The sequence below is a fragment of the Ramlibacter albus genome, from assembly GCF_014297445.1.
Lineage (GTDB): Bacteria > Pseudomonadota > Gammaproteobacteria > Burkholderiales > Burkholderiaceae_C > Ramlibacter > Ramlibacter albus.
In genome coordinates this window covers 29,417-52,495 of the sequence record NZ_JACORU010000016.1, presented here as the reverse complement: position 1 = coordinate 52,495, position 23,079 = coordinate 29,417, and the positions used below count along the sequence as shown (strand labels likewise).

The 23,079-nt window shown below is 68.1% G+C and carries 22 protein-coding genes and 1 tRNA gene; 6 read left to right on the top strand and 17 right to left on the bottom strand.

Annotation, left to right across the window (positions count from 1 at the left end):
- Positions 1-32 precede the first annotated feature (32 nt).
- The 8 genes from H8R02_RS27720 to H8R02_RS27685 form a co-directional block, all read right to left on the bottom strand.
- The gene (locus H8R02_RS27720) at positions 33-1,013 is read right to left on the bottom strand and encodes a branched-chain amino acid ABC transporter permease (protein ID WP_187084889.1); all 981 of its coding nucleotides are present in this window, start codon (positions 1,011-1,013) and stop codon (positions 33-35) included.
- The gene (locus tag H8R02_RS27715) at positions 1,010-1,735 is read right to left on the bottom strand and encodes an ABC transporter ATP-binding protein (protein WP_187084887.1); all 726 of its coding nucleotides are present in this window, start codon (positions 1,733-1,735) and stop codon (positions 1,010-1,012) included. The genes H8R02_RS27720 and H8R02_RS27715 overlap by 4 nt, the downstream gene beginning before the upstream one ends.
- On the bottom strand, positions 1,732-2,505 hold the full coding sequence (locus tag H8R02_RS27710) for an ABC transporter ATP-binding protein (protein ID WP_187084885.1): 774 nt from the start codon (positions 2,503-2,505) through the stop codon (positions 1,732-1,734). The genes H8R02_RS27715 and H8R02_RS27710 overlap by 4 nt, the downstream gene beginning before the upstream one ends.
- Positions 2,506-2,513: 8 nt before the next feature.
- On the bottom strand, positions 2,514-3,719 hold the full coding sequence (locus H8R02_RS27705) for a substrate-binding domain-containing protein (RefSeq protein ID WP_187084883.1): 1,206 nt from the start codon (positions 3,717-3,719) through the stop codon (positions 2,514-2,516).
- A 138-nt stretch (positions 3,720-3,857) separates the two neighbouring features.
- On the bottom strand, positions 3,858-5,333 hold the full coding sequence (locus H8R02_RS27700; protein WP_187084881.1) for a sigma-54 interaction domain-containing protein: 1,476 nt from the start codon (positions 5,331-5,333) through the stop codon (positions 3,858-3,860).
- Positions 5,334-5,346: 13 nt separating this feature from the next.
- Positions 5,347-6,855, bottom strand: coding sequence for a tripartite tricarboxylate transporter permease (locus tag H8R02_RS27695; RefSeq protein WP_187084879.1), 1,509 nt, complete (start codon positions 6,853-6,855; stop codon positions 5,347-5,349).
- A 3-nt stretch (positions 6,856-6,858) separates the two neighbouring features.
- Positions 6,859-7,374 (bottom strand): tripartite tricarboxylate transporter TctB family protein, encoded by a 516-nt coding sequence (locus H8R02_RS27690; RefSeq protein WP_187084877.1) that lies wholly within the window; start codon positions 7,372-7,374, stop codon positions 6,859-6,861.
- 70 nt (positions 7,375-7,444) lie between these two features.
- The gene (locus H8R02_RS27685; protein WP_187084875.1) at positions 7,445-8,398 is read right to left on the bottom strand and encodes a Bug family tripartite tricarboxylate transporter substrate binding protein; all 954 of its coding nucleotides are present in this window, start codon (positions 8,396-8,398) and stop codon (positions 7,445-7,447) included.
- A gap of 107 nt (positions 8,399-8,505) precedes the next feature.
- On the opposite strand from H8R02_RS27685, the gene H8R02_RS27680 reads away from it, so the two are divergent.
- The 3 genes from H8R02_RS27680 to H8R02_RS27670 are packed head-to-tail and all read left to right on the top strand — an operon-like array spanning position 8,506 to position 11,002.
- Positions 8,506-9,189 (top strand): response regulator, encoded by a 684-nt coding sequence (locus H8R02_RS27680; RefSeq protein WP_187084873.1) that lies wholly within the window; start codon positions 8,506-8,508, stop codon positions 9,187-9,189.
- Between the two features lie 11 nt (positions 9,190-9,200).
- On the top strand, positions 9,201-10,598 hold the full coding sequence (locus H8R02_RS27675; RefSeq protein WP_187084871.1) for a sensor histidine kinase: 1,398 nt from the start codon (positions 9,201-9,203) through the stop codon (positions 10,596-10,598).
- A complete protein-coding gene (locus tag H8R02_RS27670; protein WP_187084869.1) occupies positions 10,598-11,002 on the top strand; it encodes an RNA-binding S4 domain-containing protein in 405 nt (134 codons plus the stop codon). Before H8R02_RS27675 ends, H8R02_RS27670 begins: the two co-directional genes overlap by 1 nt.
- On the opposite strand, the gene H8R02_RS27665 is transcribed toward H8R02_RS27670, so the two are convergent.
- From H8R02_RS27665 to H8R02_RS27655, 3 genes are read right to left on the bottom strand one after another with little or no spacing between them, the layout of a single operon-like run.
- On the bottom strand, positions 10,999-13,596 hold the full coding sequence (locus H8R02_RS27665; protein ID WP_187084867.1) for a TRAP transporter permease: 2,598 nt from the start codon (positions 13,594-13,596) through the stop codon (positions 10,999-11,001). The two genes, H8R02_RS27670 and H8R02_RS27665, sit on opposite strands and share 4 nt — an antisense overlap.
- Before the next feature lie 12 nt (positions 13,597-13,608).
- Positions 13,609-14,589: a TAXI family TRAP transporter solute-binding subunit gene (locus H8R02_RS27660; RefSeq protein ID WP_187084865.1), complete on the bottom strand. Its 981-nt coding sequence runs from the start codon at positions 14,587-14,589 to the stop codon at positions 13,609-13,611.
- Positions 14,590-14,609: 20 nt separating this feature from the next.
- Positions 14,610-15,944, bottom strand: a complete 1,335-nt coding sequence (locus tag H8R02_RS27655) for an aspartate aminotransferase family protein (RefSeq protein WP_187084863.1) — start codon at positions 15,942-15,944, stop codon at positions 14,610-14,612.
- Positions 15,945-15,989: 45 nt separating this feature from the next.
- Here H8R02_RS27655 and H8R02_RS27650 point away from each other — a divergent pair, with 45 nt between their 5' ends.
- Entirely contained in the window at positions 15,990-16,940 is a 951-nt protein-coding gene (locus tag H8R02_RS27650) for a TAXI family TRAP transporter solute-binding subunit (protein WP_187084861.1), read from the top strand.
- A gap of 76 nt (positions 16,941-17,016) precedes the next feature.
- Positions 17,017-17,178, top strand: a complete 162-nt coding sequence (locus H8R02_RS27645) for a hypothetical protein (protein ID WP_187084859.1) — start codon at positions 17,017-17,019, stop codon at positions 17,176-17,178.
- 58 nt (positions 17,179-17,236) lie between these two features.
- Here H8R02_RS27645 and H8R02_RS27640 read toward each other — a convergent pair.
- From H8R02_RS27640 to tilS, 5 genes are all read right to left on the bottom strand, one after another.
- Positions 17,237-17,330: transfer RNA gene (locus tag H8R02_RS27640), tRNA-Ser, on the bottom strand.
- Positions 17,331-17,342: 12 nt separating this feature from the next.
- On the bottom strand, positions 17,343-18,605 hold the full coding sequence (locus tag H8R02_RS27635; protein ID WP_187084857.1) for an aspartate kinase: 1,263 nt from the start codon (positions 18,603-18,605) through the stop codon (positions 17,343-17,345).
- Between the two features lie 103 nt (positions 18,606-18,708).
- A complete protein-coding gene (locus H8R02_RS27630) occupies positions 18,709-19,275 on the bottom strand; it encodes a hypothetical protein (protein WP_187084855.1) in 567 nt (188 codons plus the stop codon).
- Positions 19,276-19,358: 83 nt separating this feature from the next.
- Positions 19,359-20,342, bottom strand: a complete 984-nt coding sequence (locus H8R02_RS27625; RefSeq protein ID WP_187084853.1) for a Bug family tripartite tricarboxylate transporter substrate binding protein — start codon at positions 20,340-20,342, stop codon at positions 19,359-19,361.
- Positions 20,343-20,357: 15 nt separating this feature from the next.
- Positions 20,358-21,296: a tRNA lysidine(34) synthetase TilS gene (gene tilS, locus H8R02_RS27620; RefSeq protein WP_187084852.1), complete on the bottom strand. Its 939-nt coding sequence runs from the start codon at positions 21,294-21,296 to the stop codon at positions 20,358-20,360.
- A 116-nt stretch (positions 21,297-21,412) separates the two neighbouring features.
- Between tilS and H8R02_RS27615 the strand changes: the two genes are divergently transcribed.
- Complete coding sequence (locus H8R02_RS27615) at positions 21,413-22,093, top strand: energy transducer TonB (RefSeq protein ID WP_187084850.1); 681 nt, start codon at positions 21,413-21,415, stop codon at positions 22,091-22,093.
- On the opposite strand, the gene H8R02_RS27610 is transcribed toward H8R02_RS27615, so the two are convergent.
- A complete protein-coding gene (locus H8R02_RS27610) occupies positions 22,094-23,071 on the bottom strand; it encodes an acetyl-CoA carboxylase carboxyltransferase subunit alpha (RefSeq protein ID WP_187084848.1) in 978 nt (325 codons plus the stop codon).
- Positions 23,072-23,079: the final 8 nt, after the last annotated feature.

The window sequence follows — 23,079 nt, the reverse complement described above, 5'->3', positions numbered from 1 at the left end:
CAGGTCTTCCACGGGGGCTTCGGTCGTGGTGCTCATTTCGACAGCGCGTAGACGCCCTGCGGCCGCCACAGCAGGATGGCCATCATGAGCGCGATGTTGGAGAACAGCGCCGCCTTGGGCACCAGGAAGCCGGTGTAGTTGGACATCAGGCCGATCAGCAGCGCGCCAATGAGGGCGCCCGTGGTCGAACCCAGCCCGCCGATGATCAGCACGATGAAGATCAGCACGTTGACCTGCGCACCCATCTGCGGGATGACGCTCTGCTGGTACAGTCCCCACATCACGCCGCCCAGCCCCGCCAGCGCGCTGCCCACGACGAACACGCCGACGAACAGCACCTTGATGCGGTAGCCGAGCGACTCCACCATCTCGCGGTCCTGCACGCCGGCGCGGATCAGCAGGCCGATCTTGGTGCGCGTGAGCGTCCACAGCAGCACGCCGAACACCACCACGCCCACCGTCACCGCGATCAGCCGGTACTTCTCGATGGAGGCCTCGCCGAAGAGCAGCGTGCCGCGCATGCCTTCGGGCAGCGGCAGCGGGATCTGCAGCGGGCCCCAGATCACCTTGATCAGCTCCTCGCCGATGATCATGCCGCCCATCGTGATGAGAATCTGCTTGAGGTGGTTGCCGTAGACCGGGCGCACGATGAAGCGCTCGAACGCGAGGCCGATGGCGCCGGCGACCAGCATCGCGACCACCATCGCCGGCAGCACGGCCATCAGGTTGACGAGGATGCTCTGCGAGCCGGTGTAGTCGCCCATCGCACCGAGCACGCTGGTCGCGACGAAGGCGCCGAGCGCGATGAACACGCCATGGCCGAAGTTCAGCACGTCCATCAGGCCGAACACCAGCGTGAGGCCGGACGCGATGATGAAGATGATCATGCCCATCGCGAGGCCCGCGATGGTGAGCGTGAGCCAGGTGGAGGTCGAGCCGATGAAGGGCAGCACGAGCACCGCGAGCAGCGGCACCAGCGCCATCGGCTTCCAGTCGAAGTCCTTCAGGTTCATATCGCCAGCCCCAGCAGCCTGTGCTGCAGCTCTTCGTCTTCCGCCAGGTCCTTCATCAGGCCCGAGTGCACCACCTGGCCGTTGTCCATCACGGCCACGGTGTCACCGAGGCGCTTGGCGAAGTTGATGTTCTGCTCCACGAGCAGGATGGTCACGCCGCTGCGCTTCAGTTCGCCGAAGGCTTCGATCATGTTGTTGATGATCGCGGGCGCGAGGCCCTTGCTCGGCTCGTCGACGATCAGCAGCTCGCGCTTCTCGACGATGGCGCGCGAGACGGCCAGCATCTGCTTCTGCCCGCCCGAGAGCTTGCCCGCGGGGTGGTTCCAGAACTTCTCGACGGCGGGGAACAGCTGGAAGATCCACTTCAGCCGCTCGCCGTCGATCTGCTCGACGCGCTTGGCGCCGCGCGCGGCCAGCAGCATGTTTTCCTTCACGGTGAGGTCCGCGAAGATGCCCATGTTCTCGGGGACATAGGCGATGTTCAGGCCGGCGATCTGCGGCGTCGGCAAGGCCGTGATGTCCTTGCCGTCGAAGGTGATGCGGCCTTGCGAGGCGCGCCACAGGCCCATGATCGTGCGCAGCGTCGTCGTCTTGCCCGCTCCATTGCGCCCGAGCAGCATCGTGAGCTTGCCGCGCGGCACCGAGAGGTCCACGCCGTGCAGGATGTGATACGCGCCGATGTGCGTGTGCACGCCGGAGAGCGTGAGCAGATCGCCGCTCATGCGGTGGCCTCCTTCGCGACACCGAGGTACGCTTCCTGCACGATCGGTGAGGCAATGACTTCGGCGGGCTCGCCGTCCGCCACCAGCGTGCCGTTGTGCAGCACGATGATGCGGTCGGCCAGCTCCCTCACGACGTCCATCTTGTGTTCCACCAGCAGGATGGTTTTCGACTTGTCCGACTTGAGCTTGCGGATCAGGTTGAGGATGACGGGCGCCTCGGCTGCGTTCATGCCGGCCGTGGGTTCGTCGAACATGAACACCTTGGGCTCCAGCGCCATGAGCAGCGCCACCTCCAGCTTGCGCTGGTCGCCGTGCGGCAGGTTGGCCACGTACTCGTTTTCCTTGTCCTTCATCGCCACCGCTTCGAGGATCTCGTCGGCGCGCTGCGTCAACGCCTTGTGGTCGCTCCACACGCTCCACAGGTTCAGCCCGCGCTTGTGGTCACCGTCCCGCGTCGCCTGCACCGCGAGCCGCACGTTCTCCAGCACCGTCAGGCGCGGGAACAGGTTGGTGAGCTGGAAGGCGCGGCCGAGGCCCGCGCGGGTGCGCTGCGACGCGGAGGCGCCGGACAGGTCGCGCCCGTCGAGCGTGACCGTGCCCTCGCTGGCGCGCAGCTGGCCCGAGATCAGGTTGAAGTAGGTGGTCTTGCCGGCGCCGTTCGGGCCCACGATCGCGGTCAGCGTCCCCGGCTCGAAGGAGCAGGTGACGGCGTTGACCGCGACGTGGCCGCCGAAGCGGATGGTCAAGTCCTTCGTGGCGAGAAGGCTCATGGACGTGTTTATCGCTTCACCTTGATGGGCACGTCCATCTCGTTCGGCTTGATCTCCTTGACGAGATGCAGGTCGGCCATCGCGCCGGGGCGCGCGCCGGGCGCCACGCGGAAGTGGTACATGCTCTGCATGGCCTGGTGGTCCTCCTTGCGGAAGGTCATCATGCCCTTGGGCGTGTCGAAGCTCATGCCCTCCATCGCGGAGATGAGCTTGTCGGTGGCGGTGTCGGCGTTGGTCTTCTTCAACGCGGCGACGACGGCCATCGCGGCGGACATGCCGCCGGCCGTGAAGAAGTCGGGCGGCGACTTGAAGCGCGTGTAGTGGTTGGTCACGAGCCACAGGTTCGGCTGGTTCTTGGAGAAGCCGAAGTAGTAGTAGCTCGCGCCCTCCATGCCGGGGAAGTTGTTGTACGGCACCATGGCCGGCAGGATGTTGCCGCCCGTGGCCACGTCGATGTTGAAACGCTTCTTCAGGTCCTGCTCGGCGAGCTTGGCGAAAGGCGGCGTGGCGCCGGCCCAGATCACCCAGATCACCTTGCGCTGGCCCGGCGCGTCCTTCAGCTTGTCGATGATGCGCTGGAAGCCGGCGGTGAAGTCCGTCGTGTTCTGCGGCAGGTATTCCTCGTGGATGATCTTCGCCTTCTTCACGGCGTCCTTGAACGCCTTGACGCCGTCGCGGCCGAACGCGTAGTCCTGGCCCAGCGTGGCGATCACGGTGCCGGGCTGGTCCACGGCCGTCGCGTTGGAGATGGCGTCCTGCGAGCTGCTGCGGCCCGTGCGGAAGATGTACTTGTTCCAGCGCTCGCCGGTGATGGAGTCGGCCACGGCCGGCTCCACCAGCAGCACCTTCTTGTATTCCTCGGCCACCGGCAGCATCGCGAGCGCAACGCCGGAGGACGTGGGGCCGATCGCGAGGTCGACCTTGTCGTCGGCATAGGCCTGCTGCAGCAGCGACTTGCCGAGGTCCGGCTTGCCCTGGTCGTCCTTCTCGATCACGACGATCTTGCGGCCGCTGACTGTCATCGTGCCGTTGGTGGCGTATTCCAGGCCCATCATCAGGCCCGTCTGGGTCTGCTTGCCGTAGGCCTCGAGCGGGCCGGTGCGGCTGTAGATGTGGGCGATGCGGATGTCCTTGCCGGCCTGGGCGAAGGCCAGCGGCGAAGCGAGCGCGGTAACTGTCAGCGCGGCGAGCGCGCACAGGGTGCGGCGAAACATGGGGCTTTGTCTCCTATGGGGTGCGGAACTGCACAGCCACCTTGCACGGGCCATGCCAGTGCGTAACTCGTTGTTTCCAAAGGAGATCGGCCGGCGCGGACCGGACAAATGTCTGGATTTCAGACAGAGGCCGGTGTCTTAAATCTGGACAGATGTCTGGTTTTCAGACAACTCATCGAGGCGCTCGTAGAGCTTGGCGCGGGAGATTCCCAGCAGCCTGGCGGCCGCCACCTTGTTGCCGCTCGTGGCCGCGAGCGCCGACTGGATGGCCGCGCGTTCGAGCTCGGCGACCTGTTCGCCAAGCGGGCGCAGCGCGGAGGAAGACGCCGCGAGCGTCGACGCGGCCGCAGCCGGAACGGCGAGTTGCTCGATGCCCGACTCGCGCAGCACCGTCGCCACGTCCTGCGCCTCCAGCGTCGGCGAGTCGCTGCGCATCGCGGCCTGCTCCAGCACGTTGCGCAGCTCGCGCGTGTTGCCGCGCCACGCCTGCGCCGCGAGCAGTTCCATCGCGGCGGGCGTCACTTCGAACGGGCCCGAGCCACTGCGCAGCGCAATGTCTTCGGCGAGCACTTCCACCAATGCGGGTATGTCCGCGCGCCGCTCGCGCAGCGGCGGCACGCGGATCGGCAGTACGTTGAGGCGGTAATACAGGTCCTCGCGGAACTTGCCGTCGCGCACCAGCGCCGCGAGGTCGCGCGAGGTTGCTGCGATGACTCGCGCATCGAAACGGATCACCTTGTTCGAGCCGAGCGGCTCGATCTCGCCCTCCTGCAGGGCGCGCAGCAGCTTGGCCTGAAGCGCCTGCGGCATGTCGCCGATCTCGTCGAGGAACAGCGTGCCGCCATCGGCCAGCTTGAACTTGCCGTCGCGGCCCTTGCGGTCGGCGCCCGTGTACGCGCCGGGCGCCACGCCGAAGAACTCGGCTTCCAGCAGCGTGTCGGGCACGGCCGCGATGTTCACGCTGACCAGCGGGCCGTTCGCGCGCGACGACGCCGCGTGGATCGCATGCGCGAGCAGTTCCTTGCCGGTGCCCGTTTCACCGAGCAGCAGCACCGGGCTCGACGACATGGCTGCACGGCGCGCCTGCCGCTTCACTTCCGTCGCTGCCGGGCTCACGCCGACGAAACTCGCCAGCGTGTACTTGTTGCGCCGCTGCGTGGCGAGCTCCCGCCGCGCGTCGTCCAGCTCGCGGTTGAGCGCGGCGAACTTCTGGATCAGTGGCTGCAGCGTCGTCTCCGGGTGGTCGAACAGCACGATGCCCAGCGCGCCGATCACCTCGCCTTTCTCGTCACGCAGCGGGATGCGGCTGACCACGAACGTACCCGCCTTGTTGGACAGCAGGTCGATGAGGATCGGCTTGCCGGTGCGGATCACGCGGTCCATCTGCGTGTTCTGCACCACCTCGGCGACCGGGTGGCCGACGAAGTCCTCCTCGCGCTCGTAGCCCAGCGCGGGCAGGTAGCGCTTGTACTGGTCGTTGATCCACACGACCCGCGCTTCGCGGTCGACGAGCATCATCCCCTCGCTGGCGTTGGCGAAGAGGTCGAACATGGACCGCGCCGCCAGCGCGAGGATGCGCTGGCCATCCAGCGGCAGGGGGCTCGAGGGCGTCATCCGCCCATCGTACTCAACCTACCGCCATCTCGCGCCGCGCGGAAACCCTGCGGATGACCCGCGGCACCACCAGCACGGCCACGATGATCACGATCAGCACGATCGACGCCGGCCGCTCGAGGAAGATGCCCCACTTGCCCTCGCCGATCGACAGCGCGTTGCGCATCTGCGCTTCGGCGAGCGGCCCGAGGATCATGCCGACCACCACCGGCGCCGTCGGGAAGTCGAAGCGGCGCATCAGCACGCCGATGAGGCCGATGCCCCACAGCAGCACCAGGTCGAAGGCGCTCTGGCGCATGCCGTAGGCACCCACGGTGGCGAAGATCAGGATGCCCGCATAGAGCTGCGGCTTGGGGATCTTGAGCAGCTGCACCCACAGCTTGACCATCGGCAGGTTCAGGATCAGCAGCATCACGTTGCCGATGTACAGCGACGCGATCAGCGCCCACACCAGCGCGGCCGACGTCGTGAACAGCTGCGGCCCCGGCTGGATGCCGTAGTTCTGGAACGCGCCCAGCAGGATGGCAGTGGTGTTGGACGTGGGGATGCCCAGCGTCAGCAGCGGGATAAGGGCCGTGGTGACCGTTGCGTTGTTCGCGGCCTCGGGGCCCGCCACGCCTTCGATCGCGCCGACCGTGCCGAACTCCGCCTTGTACTCGGGCTTGGCAATCTTCTTCTCCACCGCATAGCTCAGGAATGTCGGGATCTCGGTGCCGCCCGCCGGGATGCAGCCGAACGGTGCGCCGATGAACGTCGCGCGGATCCATGCGCCGATGGAGCGCTTCCACTCCACGGCCGTCATGTAGACCTTGCTCATCGGGTTCTGCGTCTCGACCTCCTTGCCCTCGTACAGCGCGAAGTACAGCACCTCCGCCACCGCGAACAGGCCCACGGCCACCAGCACGATCTCGATGCCGTCCAGGAACTCGGGGATGCCACCGGTGTAGCGCGGCGTGCCCGTGATCTGGTCCAGGCCGATCAGGCCCACGGCCAGCCCGATGAAGAGCGACGTCATGCCGCGCACCGTGCTCTTGCCCAGCACCGCGCTCACGGTGGTGAAGGCCAGCACCATCAGCAGGAAATATTCCGGCGGGCCGAGCTTCACCGCGAGGTCCGCCACCGTGGGCGCGAACAGCGTGACGATGACCGTCGCGATCGTGCCCGCCACGAACGAGCCGATGGCCGCCGTTGCGAGCGCCGCGCCCGCGCGGCCGTTCTTGGCCATCTTGTTGCCTTCCATGGCCGTCACCATGGAGGCTGTCTCGCCCGGCGTGTTCAGCAGGATGGACGTGGTGGAGCCGCCGTACATCGCGCCGTAATAGATGCCCGCGAAGAAGATCATCGAGGCGGTGATGTCCACCTTCGAGGTGATCGGCAGCAGCATCGCCACCGCCACGGCCGGGCCGATGCCGGGCAGCACGCCGACGGCCGTGCCGAGCACGCAGCCGACGAAGGCCCACAGCAGGTTGACGGGCGAGATCGCCGTGGCGAAGCCCTGCATGAGTGCGTCGAAGATTTCCATGCTTCAGATCCAGCCGGAGTTGGTGAGCCCGGGCAAGTTGATCGCCAGGAATTGCGTGAACATCCAGTACACCGGCGCGGCGATCGCGAAGCCGGTGAACACGTCGATGCCGAGCGTGCGCGCGGACATCACGCCCGCCTGCCCCTGCGAGCGGCGCAGGCCCTGCACGGCGAGCAGGTAGCACAGCGTGCACGCGAGGATAAAGCCGATGGTGGTGATCAGTGCCGCGTTGGCCAGCAGGCCCGCGGACACCCACACGAGGCCGGGCCACCAGCCGCTTGCGGCGCCGCTCGGCTCGTCCAGCTCGCGGAAGCCCCCGGTGCGCGCCTCGAACACGATGAAGCCGCCGCAGATGACGAGGACGATGGAGACCACCCAGGGCAGGAAGTTGGGCCCGACGCCGGCATAGCCCGCCTCGGACTTGATCGTCACTGCGCCGGCCGCCATCGCGAGCCCCAGCAGCACGACGCCAGCGCCGACCAGCGTCTGCGTGAGCGGCACCTGTTTGTCTTCTGTCATCCTCTTCTCCTCGTTCACCCTCGAAAAAACGCCCCGGCTGGCGGGGCGCATTACTTCTGGCCGGAACGGCTCAGACCATGCCGGACTTCACCATCGTGGCGCGCAGGCTCGCGAACTCGTCGTCCACGAACTTGTCGAAGGCCTCGCCGGTGAGCAGCGCGGGCGTCCAGTCGTTCTTCTCGAGCGCCTCCTGCCACGACTTGGTCTTCGTGGCCGCGACGACCATGTCGGTCAGCGCCTTGCGCTGCGCCGGCGTGATGCCGGGCGCGCCATATACGCCGCGCCAGTTGCCGATCACCACGTCGATGCCCTGCTCCTTGAGCGTGGGCACGTTGTTCAGGCGCTTCTCGGAGGTCACCGCGATCGGCTTCATCTTGCCCGCCTTGATGTACTCGGCGAACTCGCTGAAGCCGCTGCCGCCCACCGTGACGTTGCCGCCCAGGATGGCCGCCGTGGCCTCGCCGCCCCCACGGAACGCGACGTAGTTGATCTTGGACGGGTCGACGCCGACCTTCTGCGCGATCATCGCCGCGGCGATGTGCTCGGTGGAGCCGCGCGAGCCGCCGCCCCACTTGACGCTGCCGGGGTCCTTCTTCAGCTGGGCCACCACGTCGGCCATCGTCTTGAACGGCGAGTTGGCGGGCAGCACGAAAACGTTGTACTCGCTCGTCAGGCGGGCGATGGGCGTGCAGGTGGACAGGTTCACCGGCGGCTTGCCGGTGATGATGCCGCCCAGCATCACGGCGCCCATCACCATGAGGGCGTTCGGGTCGCCCTTGCTGCCCGGCACGAACTGCGCGAGGCCGAGCGCGCCGGCGGCGCCGCCCTTGTTCTCGTACTGCACGCTGTCGGCCACCTTGGCGTCCTGCAGCGCCTTGCCCAGCGCACGGCCGGTCGTGTCCCAACCGCCGCCCGGGTTGGCGGGGATCATCATCTTGAGGTTGGCGCCGGCGCGGGCCGACAGGGGCAGTGCCCCGGCGGCGGCGAGGGCCGCGAGGGTCTTGAGGAAGTCGCTTCTGCGCATTGTTGTGTCTCCTTGGGGCGAGGATCGATGGGAACCCGGATCATCGGCCGGTTTGCTGTCAAACCGCTGTCCGGAGGGCATCCGCGAAGGTACTACAGTTGCAGCCCATGCGGGTACTCCTGGTCGAGGACGACGCCACGATGCGCAACACGCTGGAGCGAGCGCTCTCGCGGCGGGGCATGCAGCTGACGCTTTGCGAGGATGGCGCGCGCGCGGTCGAGCTGTGGAAGTCGTCCTCGCCCGAAGTGGTGCTGCTGGACCTGAGCCTGCCCGGGCTGGACGGCCTCGACGTGCTCGCGCAGGCGCGCAAGGCGGGGTTGAAGACTCCCGTACTCATCCTGACCGCGCGCGGCACCGTCGGCGACCGCATCCTCGGCCTGAACACCGGCGCCGACGACTACCTGCCCAAGCCCTTCGACCTCGACGAGCTGGAGGCGCGGGTGCGCGCGCTCGGCCGGCGCACGCCGCCTGCTTCGGGCGAGCCCGCGGCGCGGGACACGGGCGCCATCGAGATCGGCGAGCTGCGCTACGAAAAAGAGAGCGGCGCGGTGTACCACGGCAGCGAAGTGCTGGAGCTCACGCCGCGCGAGCTGGCGATGATGCAGACGCTGATGGCGCGGCCGGGGCATGCGGTGACCAAGGAGCGGCTCTTCGAAGTGGTGTTCGCGGGCGAGCACGACGTGCAGTACGAAGCCGTGGAGGTGGTGGCCTACCGGCTGCGCAAGAAGCTCGCGAACACCGGTGTCTCGCTGGTCACGTTGCGCGGGCTGGGCTACCTGTTGAAAGCATGAGTTCGGGCGGGATGTCGCTGCGCCGGAGGCTGCTGCTCGGCATCCTGTTGCCGGTGGTGGTGTTCATTGCGCTGAACGGCTACAGCCTCTACACGCGCGCACTCGCGGCCGCCAACACGGCTTACGACCGCACCCTGCTCGCGTCGGCCAAGGTGATCGGCGAGCAGCTCGACGTCTCCGGCTACGACGAGAAGGCGAAGTTGCGGGCCACGGTGCCCTACTCCGCGCTCGAAGCCTTCGAGGCTGACAACCGCAGCCGCATGGTCTATCGCGTGTCGCACCTCAACGGCGAGCTGGTGTCCGGCTACGGCGAGCTGCCCTTCTGGCACGGCACGTTGCCGCAGCGGGGGCCGTATGCGGCGCTGGTGGACTTCTACGACGACACCTATGCCGGTGCCGAGGTGCGCGTGGCGGTGCTGCTGCAACCTGTCGCGAGCTCCGTGGGCCGCGGGATGGCGGTGGTGCAGGTGGCCGAGACGCTGGAGCTGCGCCGCACGCTCGCGCGACAGATCCTGCTCGACACGCTGCTGCGGCAGGCGGGGCTCGTGATCGTGATCGCGGTGGTGGTCGTGATCGTCGTGCAGCGCACGACGCGCCCCGTGCGCCAGCTCAGCGCGGAGCTGCAGGCGCGGCCCGAAGGCGACCTCACGCCGATTTCCACCGCGGGTGCACCCCGCGAGCTGGTGCCGCTGCTCGATGCGACGAACGACGTGATGACGCGGCTGGCGATGCTGCTGGAAAACCAGAAGCGCTTCGTGCGCGACACCTCGCACCAGCTGCGCACGCCGCTCGCGGTGCTGAAGGTGCAGGTGCAGTCGGCGCTGCGCGGCGACGTCGGCCCGCAGCAGGCGCTGGCCGAGATCAACGACACGGTCGAGCGCGCGACGGTCCTGGCCAACCAGATGCTGTCGCTGGCGAAGGTGGAGCAGCTCAGGCAGCTGGCCGAGCCGCACCAGGCGGACCTTGCCGAGGCCGTGCGCGCGATGGCTCTGGAGCTGTCCCCGCTGATCGCCGAAAAGGAGCTCGACTTCGAGATCGAGACGATGCCCGCGGTTGTCGACGCGCACGAATGGATGCTGCGCGAGCTCAGCCGCAACCTGCTGCACAACGCGATCAAGCACACGCCGCCCGGTGGGTCGCTCAGCGTGCGCGTGCAGGCCGACCGCAACTCGGTCGCGCTGACGGTGGCGGACAGCGGGCCCGGGATCCCCGCCGAGCTCCAGTCGCGGCTCTTCCAGCCGTTCTCGCCCGGGGACCCGCGCACCGGCTCCGGGCTCGGCCTGGCCATCTGCAACGAGATCGTGCGCACGCTCGGCGGCACGCTCACCCCCGAAAACCGCAGCGAACACGGCCGCGTGCTGGGCCTCGATGCCACGGTGCGGCTGCCGCTGGCGCAAAATCACGCGTGATGGATGGTTTGAGGATCGACAAATGGCTGTGGGCGGCCCGCTTCTACAAGACACGCGGGCTGGCCACCGAGGAAATCGGCAAGGGCCGCGTGGAAGTGAACGGGCAGGAAGTGAAGCCCGCGCGCGAGGTGAAGGTCGGCGACACCGTGACGGTGCGCCGCGAAGGCCTGAAGCGCACGGTCGTCGTCAAGAGCCTGTCGAACATGCGCGGGCCGGCGCCGGTGGCACAGCAGCTCTATGAGGAAACCGCGGAGAGCCTCGCCGAACGCGAGAAGGCCGCGCAGCAGCGCCGTTATGCGCCCGAGCCCGCGAACACGATCGAGCATGGGCGCCCGACCAAGCGCGAGCGCCGCGACCTCGACGACTGGGGCGGGCGCTGGAGCGCCTCGCTGGACGACGACTAGGCGGCGGCCAGGGCCGCGCGGCCACGCAGCCGCCTGCCCTGCATCACCCACACCCCCAGCGCGATGAGCGCGGCCGGCACGAACACCCAGTGCTCCGACGGCCGCGCCGGGTTGGGCAGCTTCAGCTCCACGATCTTGTAGCCCTGCTCCACGCCGAGCTTGCGCGCGCGGCTGCCGAACTTCACCTGCGCCACTTCCAGCTGCCCGCCCAGCTGCGACAGCGTGACGCCCGCGTCGCGCAGCCGCTCGCGCCCGTTGGCGCCCTTGCCCATGGGCAGGGCCACGGTCTTCGTGAGCGCCTTGCCGTTGAGGTCCTCGCCGGCGATGCCGACGACCAGCCAGTCGTCCTCGCGCAGCGTGTCGGCGATCTTGTAGACGTCGGTGGCGGGCGCGGAAACGTACTTGGGATAGAAGTGGTCCACCACCCAGTCCGGCCGGAAGAACATGAACGTGGCCACGAGCAGCAAACCCACTTCGAGCCACGTGCACGCCGTGCGGAACCAGCGCATCGTGGCCGCCGCGAACAGCAGCGAAGCGACCACGCCGCTGATGCAGACCATCACCACCTGTACCCACGACCCGAGCCCGATCAGCAGCAGCTGCGGGTTGAAGATGAACACGAAGGGCAGCACCGTGGTGCGCAGGCTGTACCACGTGGCCTGCCAGCCGGTGGCGTTGGGGTCGTCGCCGGAGATCGCCGCGGCCGCATAGGACGCCAGGCCCACCGGCGGCGTCACGTCCGCGAGGATGCCGAAGTAGAAGACGAACATGTGCACCGCGACCAGCGGGATGACGAGCCCGTTGCGCGCGCCCAGCTCCACGATCACCGGCGCCATCAGCGTGGCGACGAGGATGTAGTTGGCCGTGGTGGGCACGCCCGCGCCGATCAGCAGGCAGACGAACGCGGTCAGCACCAGCATCACCAGCACGTTGCCGGCCGAGACCGCCTCGACGAAGTCGGTCATCATCAGCCCCATCCCGGTGAGCGTGATGACGCCGACGATGAGGCCGGCGCTCGCGCACGCCACGCCGATGCCGATCATGTTGCGCGCGCCGAGCACGAGGCCCTTCCACAAGTCGGCGAAGCCCTGGCGCAGCGACGACGCCGCCGAAGAGGCCACGCCGCCCGGCCGGAACACCGACAGCATGAAGGGCTGCATCACCACCATCGCCATCGTGGTCACCGTCGCCCAGAAGGCCGACAGGCCCGGCGACAGCTCCTCCACCATCAGCGCCCACAGGAGCACGACGATCGGGATGAAGAAGTGCAGCCCCGCGCGCACCGTCGGCCAGGTCTCGGGCAGCTTCACGTGCGGCGCGGTGGGGTCGTCGATCGGCACGTCGGGGTAGCGCGACGAGTACGCCATCAGGCCGACGTACGCAAGCACGCCCACCACCGCCAGCACCCAGCCGGCCGAGTCGCCGGCGATCTGCTGGATGCCGGAAACCAGGTACCAGATGGCCGCGCAGACGACCGCCGTGCCGCTGAAGCCCAGTGCCCAGCCCAGCAAGCGCTCGCGCATCGTCGGGTGGCGGTCGCGCTCCAGCGGCTTCAGGTCGTACTTCAACGCCTCGAGGTGCACGATGTAGAACAGCGCGATGTACGAGATGATCGCCGGCAGGGCCGCGTGCTTGATGATCTCGGAGTAAGGGATGCCGACGTACTCCACCATCAGGAAGGCCGCCGCGCCCATCACCGGCGGCATGATCTGGCCGTTGATGGAGGACGCCGCTTCGATCGCACCCGCCTTGACGCCGGAATAGCCCGTGCGCTTCATCAGCGGGATCGTGAAGATGCCGCCCGACACGACGTTCGACACCGACGAGCCCGACACCACGCCATTGAGCGCCGAGGACACCACGGCCACCTTGGCCGGCCCGCCGCGCAAGTGCCCCAGCAACGCCAGCGACACCTGCAGCATGTAGTTGCCCGCGCCCGCGATGTCCAGGAGCGTGCCGAACAGCACGAACAGGAAGATGAACTGCACCGACACGCCCAGCGCCACGCCGTACACGCCCTCGGTGGTGAGCCACATGTGCGAGATGAAGCGCTGCACCGACGCGCCGCGGTGCTGGAGCACCTCCGGCATGTAGGGCCCGAGGAACACGAAGGCCATGAACAGGCCCGTGGTGACGAGCATGCCGAAGCCCATCGAGCGCCGCGTCGCCTCCAGCATGATCAGCACGCCGGTGGCGCCGACCACCACGTCCATCGTCGTCGGGGACCCCGGCCGCGTCGCCAGCTCCTTGTAGAACAGGAACAGGTACGCGGCGCAGAACGCGCCGACGAAGGCCAGCAGCCAGTCGGACCACGGCACCTGCGTGCGCGACGACGTGGCCCGCGCCGGGAACACGCAGAAGCCGAGGAACACCGCGAACGCGAGGTGGATCGCGCGCGCCTCGGTGTCGTTGAGGATGCCGAAGCCGAAGGTGAACGGCAGCGGCGACGCGTACCAGACCTGGAACAGCGACCAGGCGCCCGCGAGGATGGCGAGCGCCTTGCCGACCCACCCCGCGGGCTCGCGCCCGCCGAGGTCGGCCTCCTTGACCAGCTGGTTCAGTTCTTCGGTGGAATGCTGCTCCAGCTGCGTCATGTCCGGCGCGCCTTACTTGATCCAGCCCTTCTCGCGGTAGTACCGCGCGGCCCCTTCGTGCAGCGGTGCGGACAGGCCGTCCTTCACCATGTTCTGCGGGTTCAGGTGCGCGAGCGCCGGGTGCAGCTTCTTGAACTCGTCGAAGTTGTCGAAGACGGCCTTGACCACCTGGTACACGGTGTCGGCAGGCGCCTTGGACGAAGCGACCACGGTGGCCAGCACGCCGTACGTCGTGGCGCCCTCGGGGTTGTTCGGGTACAGGCCGCCGGGGATCGTGGCCTTCGCGTAGTAAGGCTTCTCGGCGAGCAGCTTGTCGACAGCGGGGCCGGTGATCGACACGAGCTTGGCGCCGCAGGACGTGGTGGGGTCCTGGATGTTGGCGCTGGGGTGGCCCACGCCGTAGTAGAAGCCGTCGATCTTGGCGTCGCACAGCGCGGGGCCGTGCTCGTCGGCCTTCAGTTCGGCGGCCAGCGAGAAGTCGCTCATCTTCCAGCCCATCGCGGCCATCAGCTCCTCCATCGACGCGCGCGTGCCCGAGCCGGGGTTGCCGATGTTGAAGCGCTTGCCCTTCAGGTCGTTGAGCGACTTCGCGTTCAGCTCCTTGCGCGCGAGCACCGTGAACGGCTCGGGGTGCACGGAGAACACGGCGCGCAGGTCGCCGTAAGCGCCGCCGTCCTTGAACTGGCCCTGGCCCTTGGCCGCGTTGTACTGCACGTCCGACTGCGCGAAGCCGAGGTCCAGCTCGCCCGCCTTGATCGTGTTGACGTTGAACACCGAGCCGCCGGTGGACTCCACGGAGCAGCGGATGCCGTGCTTGGCACGGTCCTTGTTGACGAGGCGGCAGATCGCGCCGCCCGCGGCGTAGTACACGCCCGTGACGCCGCCGGTGCCGATGGTGATGAACTTCTGCTGCGCGTGGGCCGCGGGGCTCGCGAACAGCGCGGCGGCCGTGGCGACGGCGCCCAGCAGGGGCGCGAAGGACTTCAGGTGCATGGCGACTCCTTGGGAACAGCTCAGGTTTGGGCCACCGCGGCGTCGATCGCGCCCTGCAGGCGCTCGACCGCCAGCCGCAGCTCGGTTTCGCCGGCGACGAAGGGCGGCGCCAGCAAGACGTGATCACCATAACGACCGTCCACCGTGCCGCCCATCGGGTAAACCATCAAGCCCTCGGCCATCGCGCGCGACTTCACCTTCGCGTGCAGCTTGCGCGCCGGATCGAAGGGCCGCTTCGAAGCACGGTCCTCGACGAGCTCCACGGCCCAGAACAGGCCGCGGCCGCGGATGTCGCCCACATGCACACGCGAGTCGAATGCCTCGTGAAGCATGGCCTCGAACTTCGCGCCGAGCTCGCGCACGCGCGCGAGCAGGCCGTCGCGTTCGATCACCTTCTGCACGGCCAGTGCAGCCGCGCATGCGACAGGATGGCCGAGGTAGGTGTGGCCGTGCTGGAAGAAGCCCGAGCCGCGCGTCATGGCGTCGACGATTCGCTGCTGCGCGAGCACGGCCCCGATGGGCTGGTAGCCGCCGCCGAGGCCCTTGGCCACCACCAGCAGGTCGGGCGCGATGCCCTCCTGCTCGCAGGCATGCAGCGTGCCGGTGCGGCCCATGCCGCACATCACCTCGTCGAGGATCAGCAGCACGCCATGGCGGTCGCACACCTCGCGCACGGCCTTGAAGTAGCCGGGCACGGGGGTGATGACGCCGGCCGTGGCACCGCCCACGGTTTCGGCGACGAAGGCGATCACCTTGTCACGGCCGACCCGTTCGATCGCCGCTTCGAGTTCGTTTGCGAGCCGCTGCCCGTACTGCTGCGGCGTTTCGCCTTCGCGCTGCTCGCGGTACGGGTAGCACGGCGACACGTGGGTTGCATCGATCAGGATCGGCGCGAACGGCTCGCGCCGCCACGCGTTGCCGCCGACCGCAAGCGCGCCGAGCGTGTTGCCGTGGTAGCTCTGGCGGCGCGCGATGAAGTGGGTGCGCTGTGGCTCGCCTTTTTCCAGGAAGTACTGCCTCGCCATCTTGAGCGCGGCCTCGACGGCTTCCGAGCCGCCGCTGACGAAGTAGACGTGGCTGGTCCCGGCCGGCGCGGTGGCGACGAGGCGCGCGGCGAGTTCCTCGGCGACGTCGGTCGTGAAGAAGCCCGTGTGCGCGTACGCGAGCTTGTCGATCTGCGCATGCATCGCGGCGATGACGTCGGGGTGGCCGTGCCCGAGGCACGACACCGCGGCACCGCCGCTCGCGTCGAGGTAGCGCCGGCCTTCGCTGTCGGTGATCCACATGCCCTGCCCGGCGACGGCGGTGGGCGGCAGGTGGTGGAGGTGGCGGTGGATGACCTGGGTGTTGGGCATGGGGTACTCTAATGTCCCTCGCTCCAAAACGACAAGGAGGTCTTCATGGCTTTCTCGCACTGGGTTGCCGCGTTCGCAGCCACGCTCGCCCTCTCGGCGCATGCGCAGCAAACTTTCCGCATCGGCACCGGCGACGCCGCCGGCACCTACCACCCCCTCGGCGGCATGATCGCCAATGCCGTGTCGCAGCCGGGCAGGATCAAGGCGGCCGCGCAAACGAGCACGGGGTCGCTCGCCAACGTGAGTGCCGTCGCCAGCGGCGCGGTCGAGGCGGGGTTCGCGCAATCCGACGTTGCAGCGTGGGCCTACAACGGCACGGGCGCGTTCGAAGGCAAGCCGAAGGTGAGCGACCTGCGCATGATCGCGAACCTGTACCCGGAAAGCATCCACATCGTGGTCAAGCGCGGCTCGCCGATCCGCAGCGTGACGGACCTCAAGGGCAAGCGCGTCGCGCTCGACGAAGCCGGCTCCGGCACGCTGATCAATGCGCGCATGGTGCTCGCCGCGTACGGCTTGAACGTGAACGACATCAAGGCCGAATACATCGGCCCGCGCGCCGCGGGCGACAAGCTCAAGGCCGGCAACCTCGATGCGTTCTTCTTCGTCGGCGGTGCGCCGGCCGGCGTGATCGACGACCTCGCCACGTCGGGCCCCGGCATCGACCTCGTGCCGATCTCCGGCGCACCGGCCGACCAGCTGCGCGGCAAGAGCGCTTGGTTCACCGCCGACACCATTCTCGGCGGCATGTACAAGGACGTGCCGACCGTGGAGACGCTCGCCGTCGGCGCGCAGCTCGTGACCAGCGCGAAAGTCGATGCCGAGACGGTGTACCAGGTGACGAAGGCGCTCTACGGCGCCGCCGCGCAGAAGGCCCTGCAATCGAGCCACGCGAAGGGGAAGTACATGACGCCGGAGAACGCGGTCAAGGGCGTTGGCATCCCCTTCCACCCCGGCGCCGAGCGCTTCTACAAGGAAGCGGGCGTCCTCAGGAAATGATTGTCGGCTGCGTCCGACAAAGTGTGGCGTGCGCTGCTGTCACATCCATGCCACGTGCATGCGGATACTGCGGCCCATGCTGTCACATAACAAGTCGAACACCGAGACGCGGACCATGTCCATGCTGCAACGCATCCCCGTCATCCTCGCCGTCACGGCGGCCTCGTACGGGCTCACGCTGAACGTGCAGTCGCCGCCGCAGAAGGCGAGCGCGCAGCAGCAGGCCACGCGCCGGTAAGCAACAGGGACCCTCGAAAGCAAGAAGCCCGCCGAAAGGCGGGCTTCTTCTTTGTACTTGGCGGAGCGACAGGGATTCGAACCCTGGATGCAGGTTTTTGCCCGCATACTCCCTTAGCAGGGGAGCACCTTCGGCCTCTCGGTCACCGCTCCAAAGTGCCGCAATTATGCCTGATCGAGGTCGAAGGCGCGGTGCAGCGCGCGCACGGCGAGCTCCATGTACTTCTCGTCGATGACCACGGAGGTCTTGATCTCGCTGGTGGAGATCATCTGGATGTTGATGCCCTCCTCGGCCAGCGAGCGGAACATCTTGCTCGCGATGCCCACGTGGCTGCGCATGCCGATGCCGACGATGGACACCTTGCAGATGCGCGTGTCGCCCTCCAGCCGGTCCGTGCCCAGCGTGGGCAGCACCTTGCCCTTGAGCACGTCGAGCGTGCGGGCGTAGTCGTTGCGGTGGACCGTGAAGCTGAAGTCCGTCTTGCCGTCGTGGCTGACGTTCTGGATGATCACGTCCACCTCGATGTTGGCGTCGGCAATGGCGCCCAGGATCTGGAACGCGATGCCGGGCTTGTCGGGCACGCCCAGGATGGACACCTTGGCCTCGTCGCGGTTGAAAGCGATGCCGGATACGACGGCTTGTTCCATTTTCTCGTCTTCCTCGAAAGTGATCAGGGTGCCGGAGGCCGCTTCCTCCTCGATCGGGATGTCCCACGGCGTGAAGCTCGACAGCACGCGCAGCGGCACCCGGTACTTGCCCGCGAACTCCACGCTGCGGATCTGCAGCACCTTGGAGCCCATCGACGCCATCTCGAGCATCTCCTCGAAGCTCACGGTGGACAGGCGCCTGGCCTCGGGCACGACGCGCGGGTCGGTGGTGTAGACGCCGTCGACGTCGGTGTAGATGAGGCACTCGTCGGCCTTCAGCGCAGCCGCCACGGCCACCGCCGAGGTGTCGCTGCCGCCGCGGCCGAGCGTGGTGATGTGGCCCTTCTCGTCGATGCCCTGGAAGCCGGTGATGATGACCACCTTGCCCTGGGCGAGGTCGGCGCGCACCTTCTTGTCCTCGATCGACTCGATGCGGGCCTTGGTGTACGCGCTGTTCGTGCGGACCGGCACCTGCCAGCCGGCGTAGCTGATCGCGTCGCAGCCTTCGGCCTGCAGGGCGATGGCCAGCAGGCCCACCGACACCTGCTCGCCGGTGGAGGCCAGCATGTCCAGCTCGCGGTGCGTGCGCTCGTCGGGCTTGGCGGGCGCGAGTTCCTTCGCGAGGCCGAGCAGGCGGTTGGTTTCGCCGCTCATCGCGCTGGGCACCACCACGAGCTGGTGGCCGGCGCGCACCCACTTGGCGACGCGCTTGGCGACGTTGCGGATGCGCTCGGTCGAGCCCATCGACGTGCCGCCGTATTTGTGAACGATCAATGCCATGGAGACGGGGGTTGGATGCGCGAGGTGCCTCGCGCTTTGCCGCGCGCGACCTGCGCACGGAACGCGGGATTATAAAGCGCGGTGCGGGTTACCCCTTAGAACCTCACTGCAGCGTGTTCGGCTGCGTGGTGGCTTCGGACTGCGCCGTGCGCTGGTCCGCGTCGAGCGTGGACATCAGCTTCATCAGGTCCGAGTTCAATTCCTCCGAAGGCGGCCCGGCCCACGTGCCCGCCGCGGGCAGCTGCGGGCACGCCGTGTCGTCCTCGGGCGCGAATTGCCACATGAGCCCGAGCAGCCACCGCTCGGCGGCGGGGTCGAACAGCTGCACTTCGCCGAGCAGCGCATCCTGCAGCGCCACGCAGTGGTTCGGCAAGCGCGCGTCCCAGTGGCGGATGGTGAGGCGCCAGTAGAGGCCGGGCGTGCCGCGCCGCGACATCGCGGCGAGCGCCTCGCCCACGATCCACTCAGCAGGGATGCCATGGCGCTTGAGCACGTCGCGCAGCACCATGCGCAGCATCTCCTTGCGGGTGGCGTGCGGGTTCGCACGGGGCGGTTTCGAGGGATGGCCCTGGCTGGCCGCGAACTGCGAATTGCCCGAATCGAGCACGGACGCATCTTCCTGTTCCAGCACGGCACCCTGCTTGCGAAACAGCTGCGAAAGGAAATTCATGGACCCCGTCCCGCCGCCCTGTGTCCGGCGGCTGTTACCAATTGTGACTAACGCAACTGGTGCAGACAAGGCAGGAGAAAGTCCTAATCGGCCTTGGCGCCGCTCTCCTTCACCACCTTGCCCAGGCGGGGCACGTCGCTCCTGATCAGCGCCGCGAGTTCCTGCGGCGGCATGCCGCTCGGGTCGAGGCCCAGGTCGGCGTAGCGCTTCTGGATGTCCGGCAGCTTCATGATCTTCACGATCTCCGTGTAGAGCCGCTCCACGATCGGCTGCGGCGTGCCCGCCGGCGCGAACACGGCCTGCCACGACGACAGCTCGTAGCCCTTGAGGCCCTGCTCGTCGAAGGTGGGCACGTCGGGGGCGGCGCTCGAGCGCTTCGCGGTCGTCACGGCCAGCGCGCGCAGCTTGCCCGCCTTCATGTGCGGGATGGCGGTGGCGATGTTGTCGACGGCGACGACAATGTTGCCGCCCAGCAGGTCCGGCATCATCTGGCCGCTGCCGCGATACGGCACGTGCGTCATCTTCACGCCGGCCATCGTGTTGAACAGCTCGCCCGAGATGTGCTGCGACGTGCCGCTGCCCGCGGAGCCGAACGAGAACTTCTCGGGGTTTGCTTTCACGAGCCGGATGAACTCGGCGAGGTTCTGCGCCGGCACGCTCGGGTGAACGAGCAGCACGTTGGGCTGTGTCGCATACACGGTGATCGGCGCGAAGCTGGTGATGGGGTCGTAGCTGAGCTTCTGGTAGAGCGTGGCGTTGATCGCGTGCGAGCTGATCGTGCCGCCGCCGAGGGTGTAGCCATCGGGCGCGGCCTTCGCGAGCTCCGCCGCGCCGATGGAGCCGCCCTGCCCCGCCTTGTTGTCGATCACGATCGGCTGGCCGAGGATGGCGGCGAGCTTCTCGCCGTACATGCGGCCGAGGATGTCGGTGGTGCCGCCCGGCGCGAAGGGCACGATGTAGCGGATCGGCTTGTTCGGCCATGCCCCCTGCGCGAAGAGCGGCGCGGCGGTTGCGGCGAGCGATGCGGCGCCGAGGCCGCGCAAGACCTTGCGGCGGGTGGTCGTCATGGTGTCTCCTGGCTTCTAGGTGCCGGAGATTGTGAAACGCAGCGCGTCGCCGTCGCGCTCGATGTAACCCTGTCCCACTTTGATACGCAGGCGGTGGCCGCGCGTGGTGCAGTCGGCGACCTGGTCGAGCAGTTCCTCGAGCTGCGCCGCGCTCGCCGCTTGCGCGTGCGCCTCGCGCAGCCAGTGGCGCAACACGTTGGCCTGGCGCTCGCGCGAGAGCTGCTGGAGGGCGCGGATCGAAGGCGCGCCCGCCATCGCCGCGAGGTCTTCACTCGCGATCGCGGACAGCAGCGCCTGCGCCTGCGCCGCATGACGCGCCGACCGCGCGAAGGTGTCGCGAAACGCGGGGAACGCGCGTTCGAGCGCCGGCAGCAGCTCGTGGCGGATGCGGTTGCGCGTGAACACGGTGTCCGCGTTGGTCGGGTCTTCGATGAAGCCGATGCCGCGCTGCGCGATCCACGCGCGGATCGCGGGCCCGGCAACGTCCAGCCACGGCCGCTCGAAGCGCATGCCGTGGCGCTCGAAGACGGCCGGCATCGCGGCCAGGCCCGGCAAGCCCGCGCCCCGGCTGAGGGCGAGCAGGACCGTCTCGGCCTGGTCGTCCGCATGCTGCGCGACGAGCACGCAGCGCAGGCCGTTGTCGCGCGCGGCTTGTGCAAGCGCCGCGTAGCGCGCGCGCCGCGCCGCGTCCTCGGGGCTGTCGCCGGGTGCATGTCGCGCATCGACGCGCACCACGTGCAGCGGCACGCCGAGTGCCTCGCACGTCTGCGCGCAATGCAGTTCGAACGCATCGGCCGCGGCCTGCAGGCCGTGATGCACATGGATCGCATGCACCTGCCCGGGCCAGCGCTCGCACGCCGCATGCAGCAGCGCGGTGGAATCGGCACCGCCGCTGAACGCAACGGCCACGGGCAGCGGCGGCGCGGCGCGGGCGAGTGCGTCCATCGGTTCCATCGCGCCGATTATCGGCACCGGCCCCGCGACTCCTGACTTACCCTCGGTTACAGCCGATGAGGTGCCGCTAGACTCCCGCCTGCTCAAACCCAAGAGGGCTGAGGATGAATGGATGTATGAACGAGGGTGCGCCCGCCCACAAGGCATTGCGGCGCGCCACCCCGCTGCTGCTTTGCCTCCTGGCCTTTGCCGCACAGGCACAAACCCCCGCCACACCGGATGGCGCCCCGAGCGAGGCGGCGCGCCGCGCAGCGTTGAGCCCTTACCGGTTCATCCTGCAGAACGCGACCGCGCCGGCGCGCAAGCCGGCACCGGCGCCCGAGAAGAAGGCTGTGGCCGAACCTGCTGCGGCACCGGCTGCGGCCGCTCCCGCGCCGGCTGCCGTGCAGGCCGCGGCGCGTCCGGCCGCGGCGCCGGCCGTACTCGCGCCCGCAGCAGCAGCAGCAGCGGCTGCACCGCAATCGCAACCCGTTGCCGCGCCACCTGCGCCTGAGCCCGTCACGACAGCAGCCCACACACGGCCGGCCGAACCGCCCGTGCACGTGCGCCGCGAGATCATCCCCGTGCGCACCGACGAGCCCAAGCTCGCGGCGGCGCTGTTGCGCGAGAAGCCGAATGGCGTGGTGCGCATCCAGTTCGACATCAACTTCGATGGATCGACGGGTGCCGTGAAGGTGGTGTCCAGCACCAACCGCGCGCTCAATCGCGCGACGGTCGATGCGGTGAATGCGTGGAAGTTCGAGCCGGTCGACGAGGTCCTGACCGTCGAAACCGAAGTCGCCTACAAGTTCGACTGATTACCGGGCTTCCGCCTTGGTATCCGAGAACCTGCCGTAGCTCTGCAGCCGCTCGTAGCGGCGGTCCAGCAGCTCGCGCACCTTCAGGTCGCTGACCTGGCGGAACGCGTCGTTCAGCGCGCGCTTGAGGAATGCGGCCATCTGCTTGTGGTCGCGGTGCGCGCCGCCCACGGGTTCGTTCACGATCTTGTCGACGAGGCCGAGCGCCTTGAGGCGGTGTGCCGTGATGCCCATCGCATCGGCCGCTTCCTGCGCCTTCTCGGACGTCTTCCACAGGATCGACGCGCAGCCCTCGGGGCTGATCACCGAATAGATGGAATACTGCAGCATCAGCACCTGGTCGCCGACCGAGATCGCGAGCGCGCCGCCGGAGCCGCCCTCGCCGATGATCGTGGTGATGATCGGCACCTCCAGCTGCGCCATCTCGTAGATGTTGCGGCCGATGGCCTCGGACTGGCCGCGCTCCTCGGCGTCGATGCCGGGGTAGGCGCCGGGCGTGTCGACGAAGGTGAACACCGGCAGCTTGAACTTCTCCGCGGTCTTCATCAGCCGCAGCGCCTTGCGGTAGCCCTCGGGCCGGCTCATGCCGAAGTTGCGCGCGGCGCGCTCCTTGGTGTCGCGGCCCTTCTGGTGGCCCAGCACCATGCAGGCGCTGCCGTTGAAGCGCGCGAGCCCGCCCACGATGGACTGGTCGTCCGCGAAGTGGCGGTCGCCGTGCAGCTCGACGAAATCGGTGAAGATCTCGTTGATGTAGTCCATGGTGTACGGCCGCTCGGGGTGGCGCGCGATCTTGGTGATCTGCCACGGCGTGAGCTGGCCGTAGATGTCCTTGGTGAGCTGCTGGCTCTTCTTCGAGAGCTGGTCGATCTCTTCCGAAATGTCGACCGCGGATTCGGTCTGCACGTAGCGCAGTTCCTCGATCTTGGTTTCGAGCTCCGCGATCGGCTGCTCGAAGTCGAGGAAGGTTTTCTTAGCCAAGGTCTCTC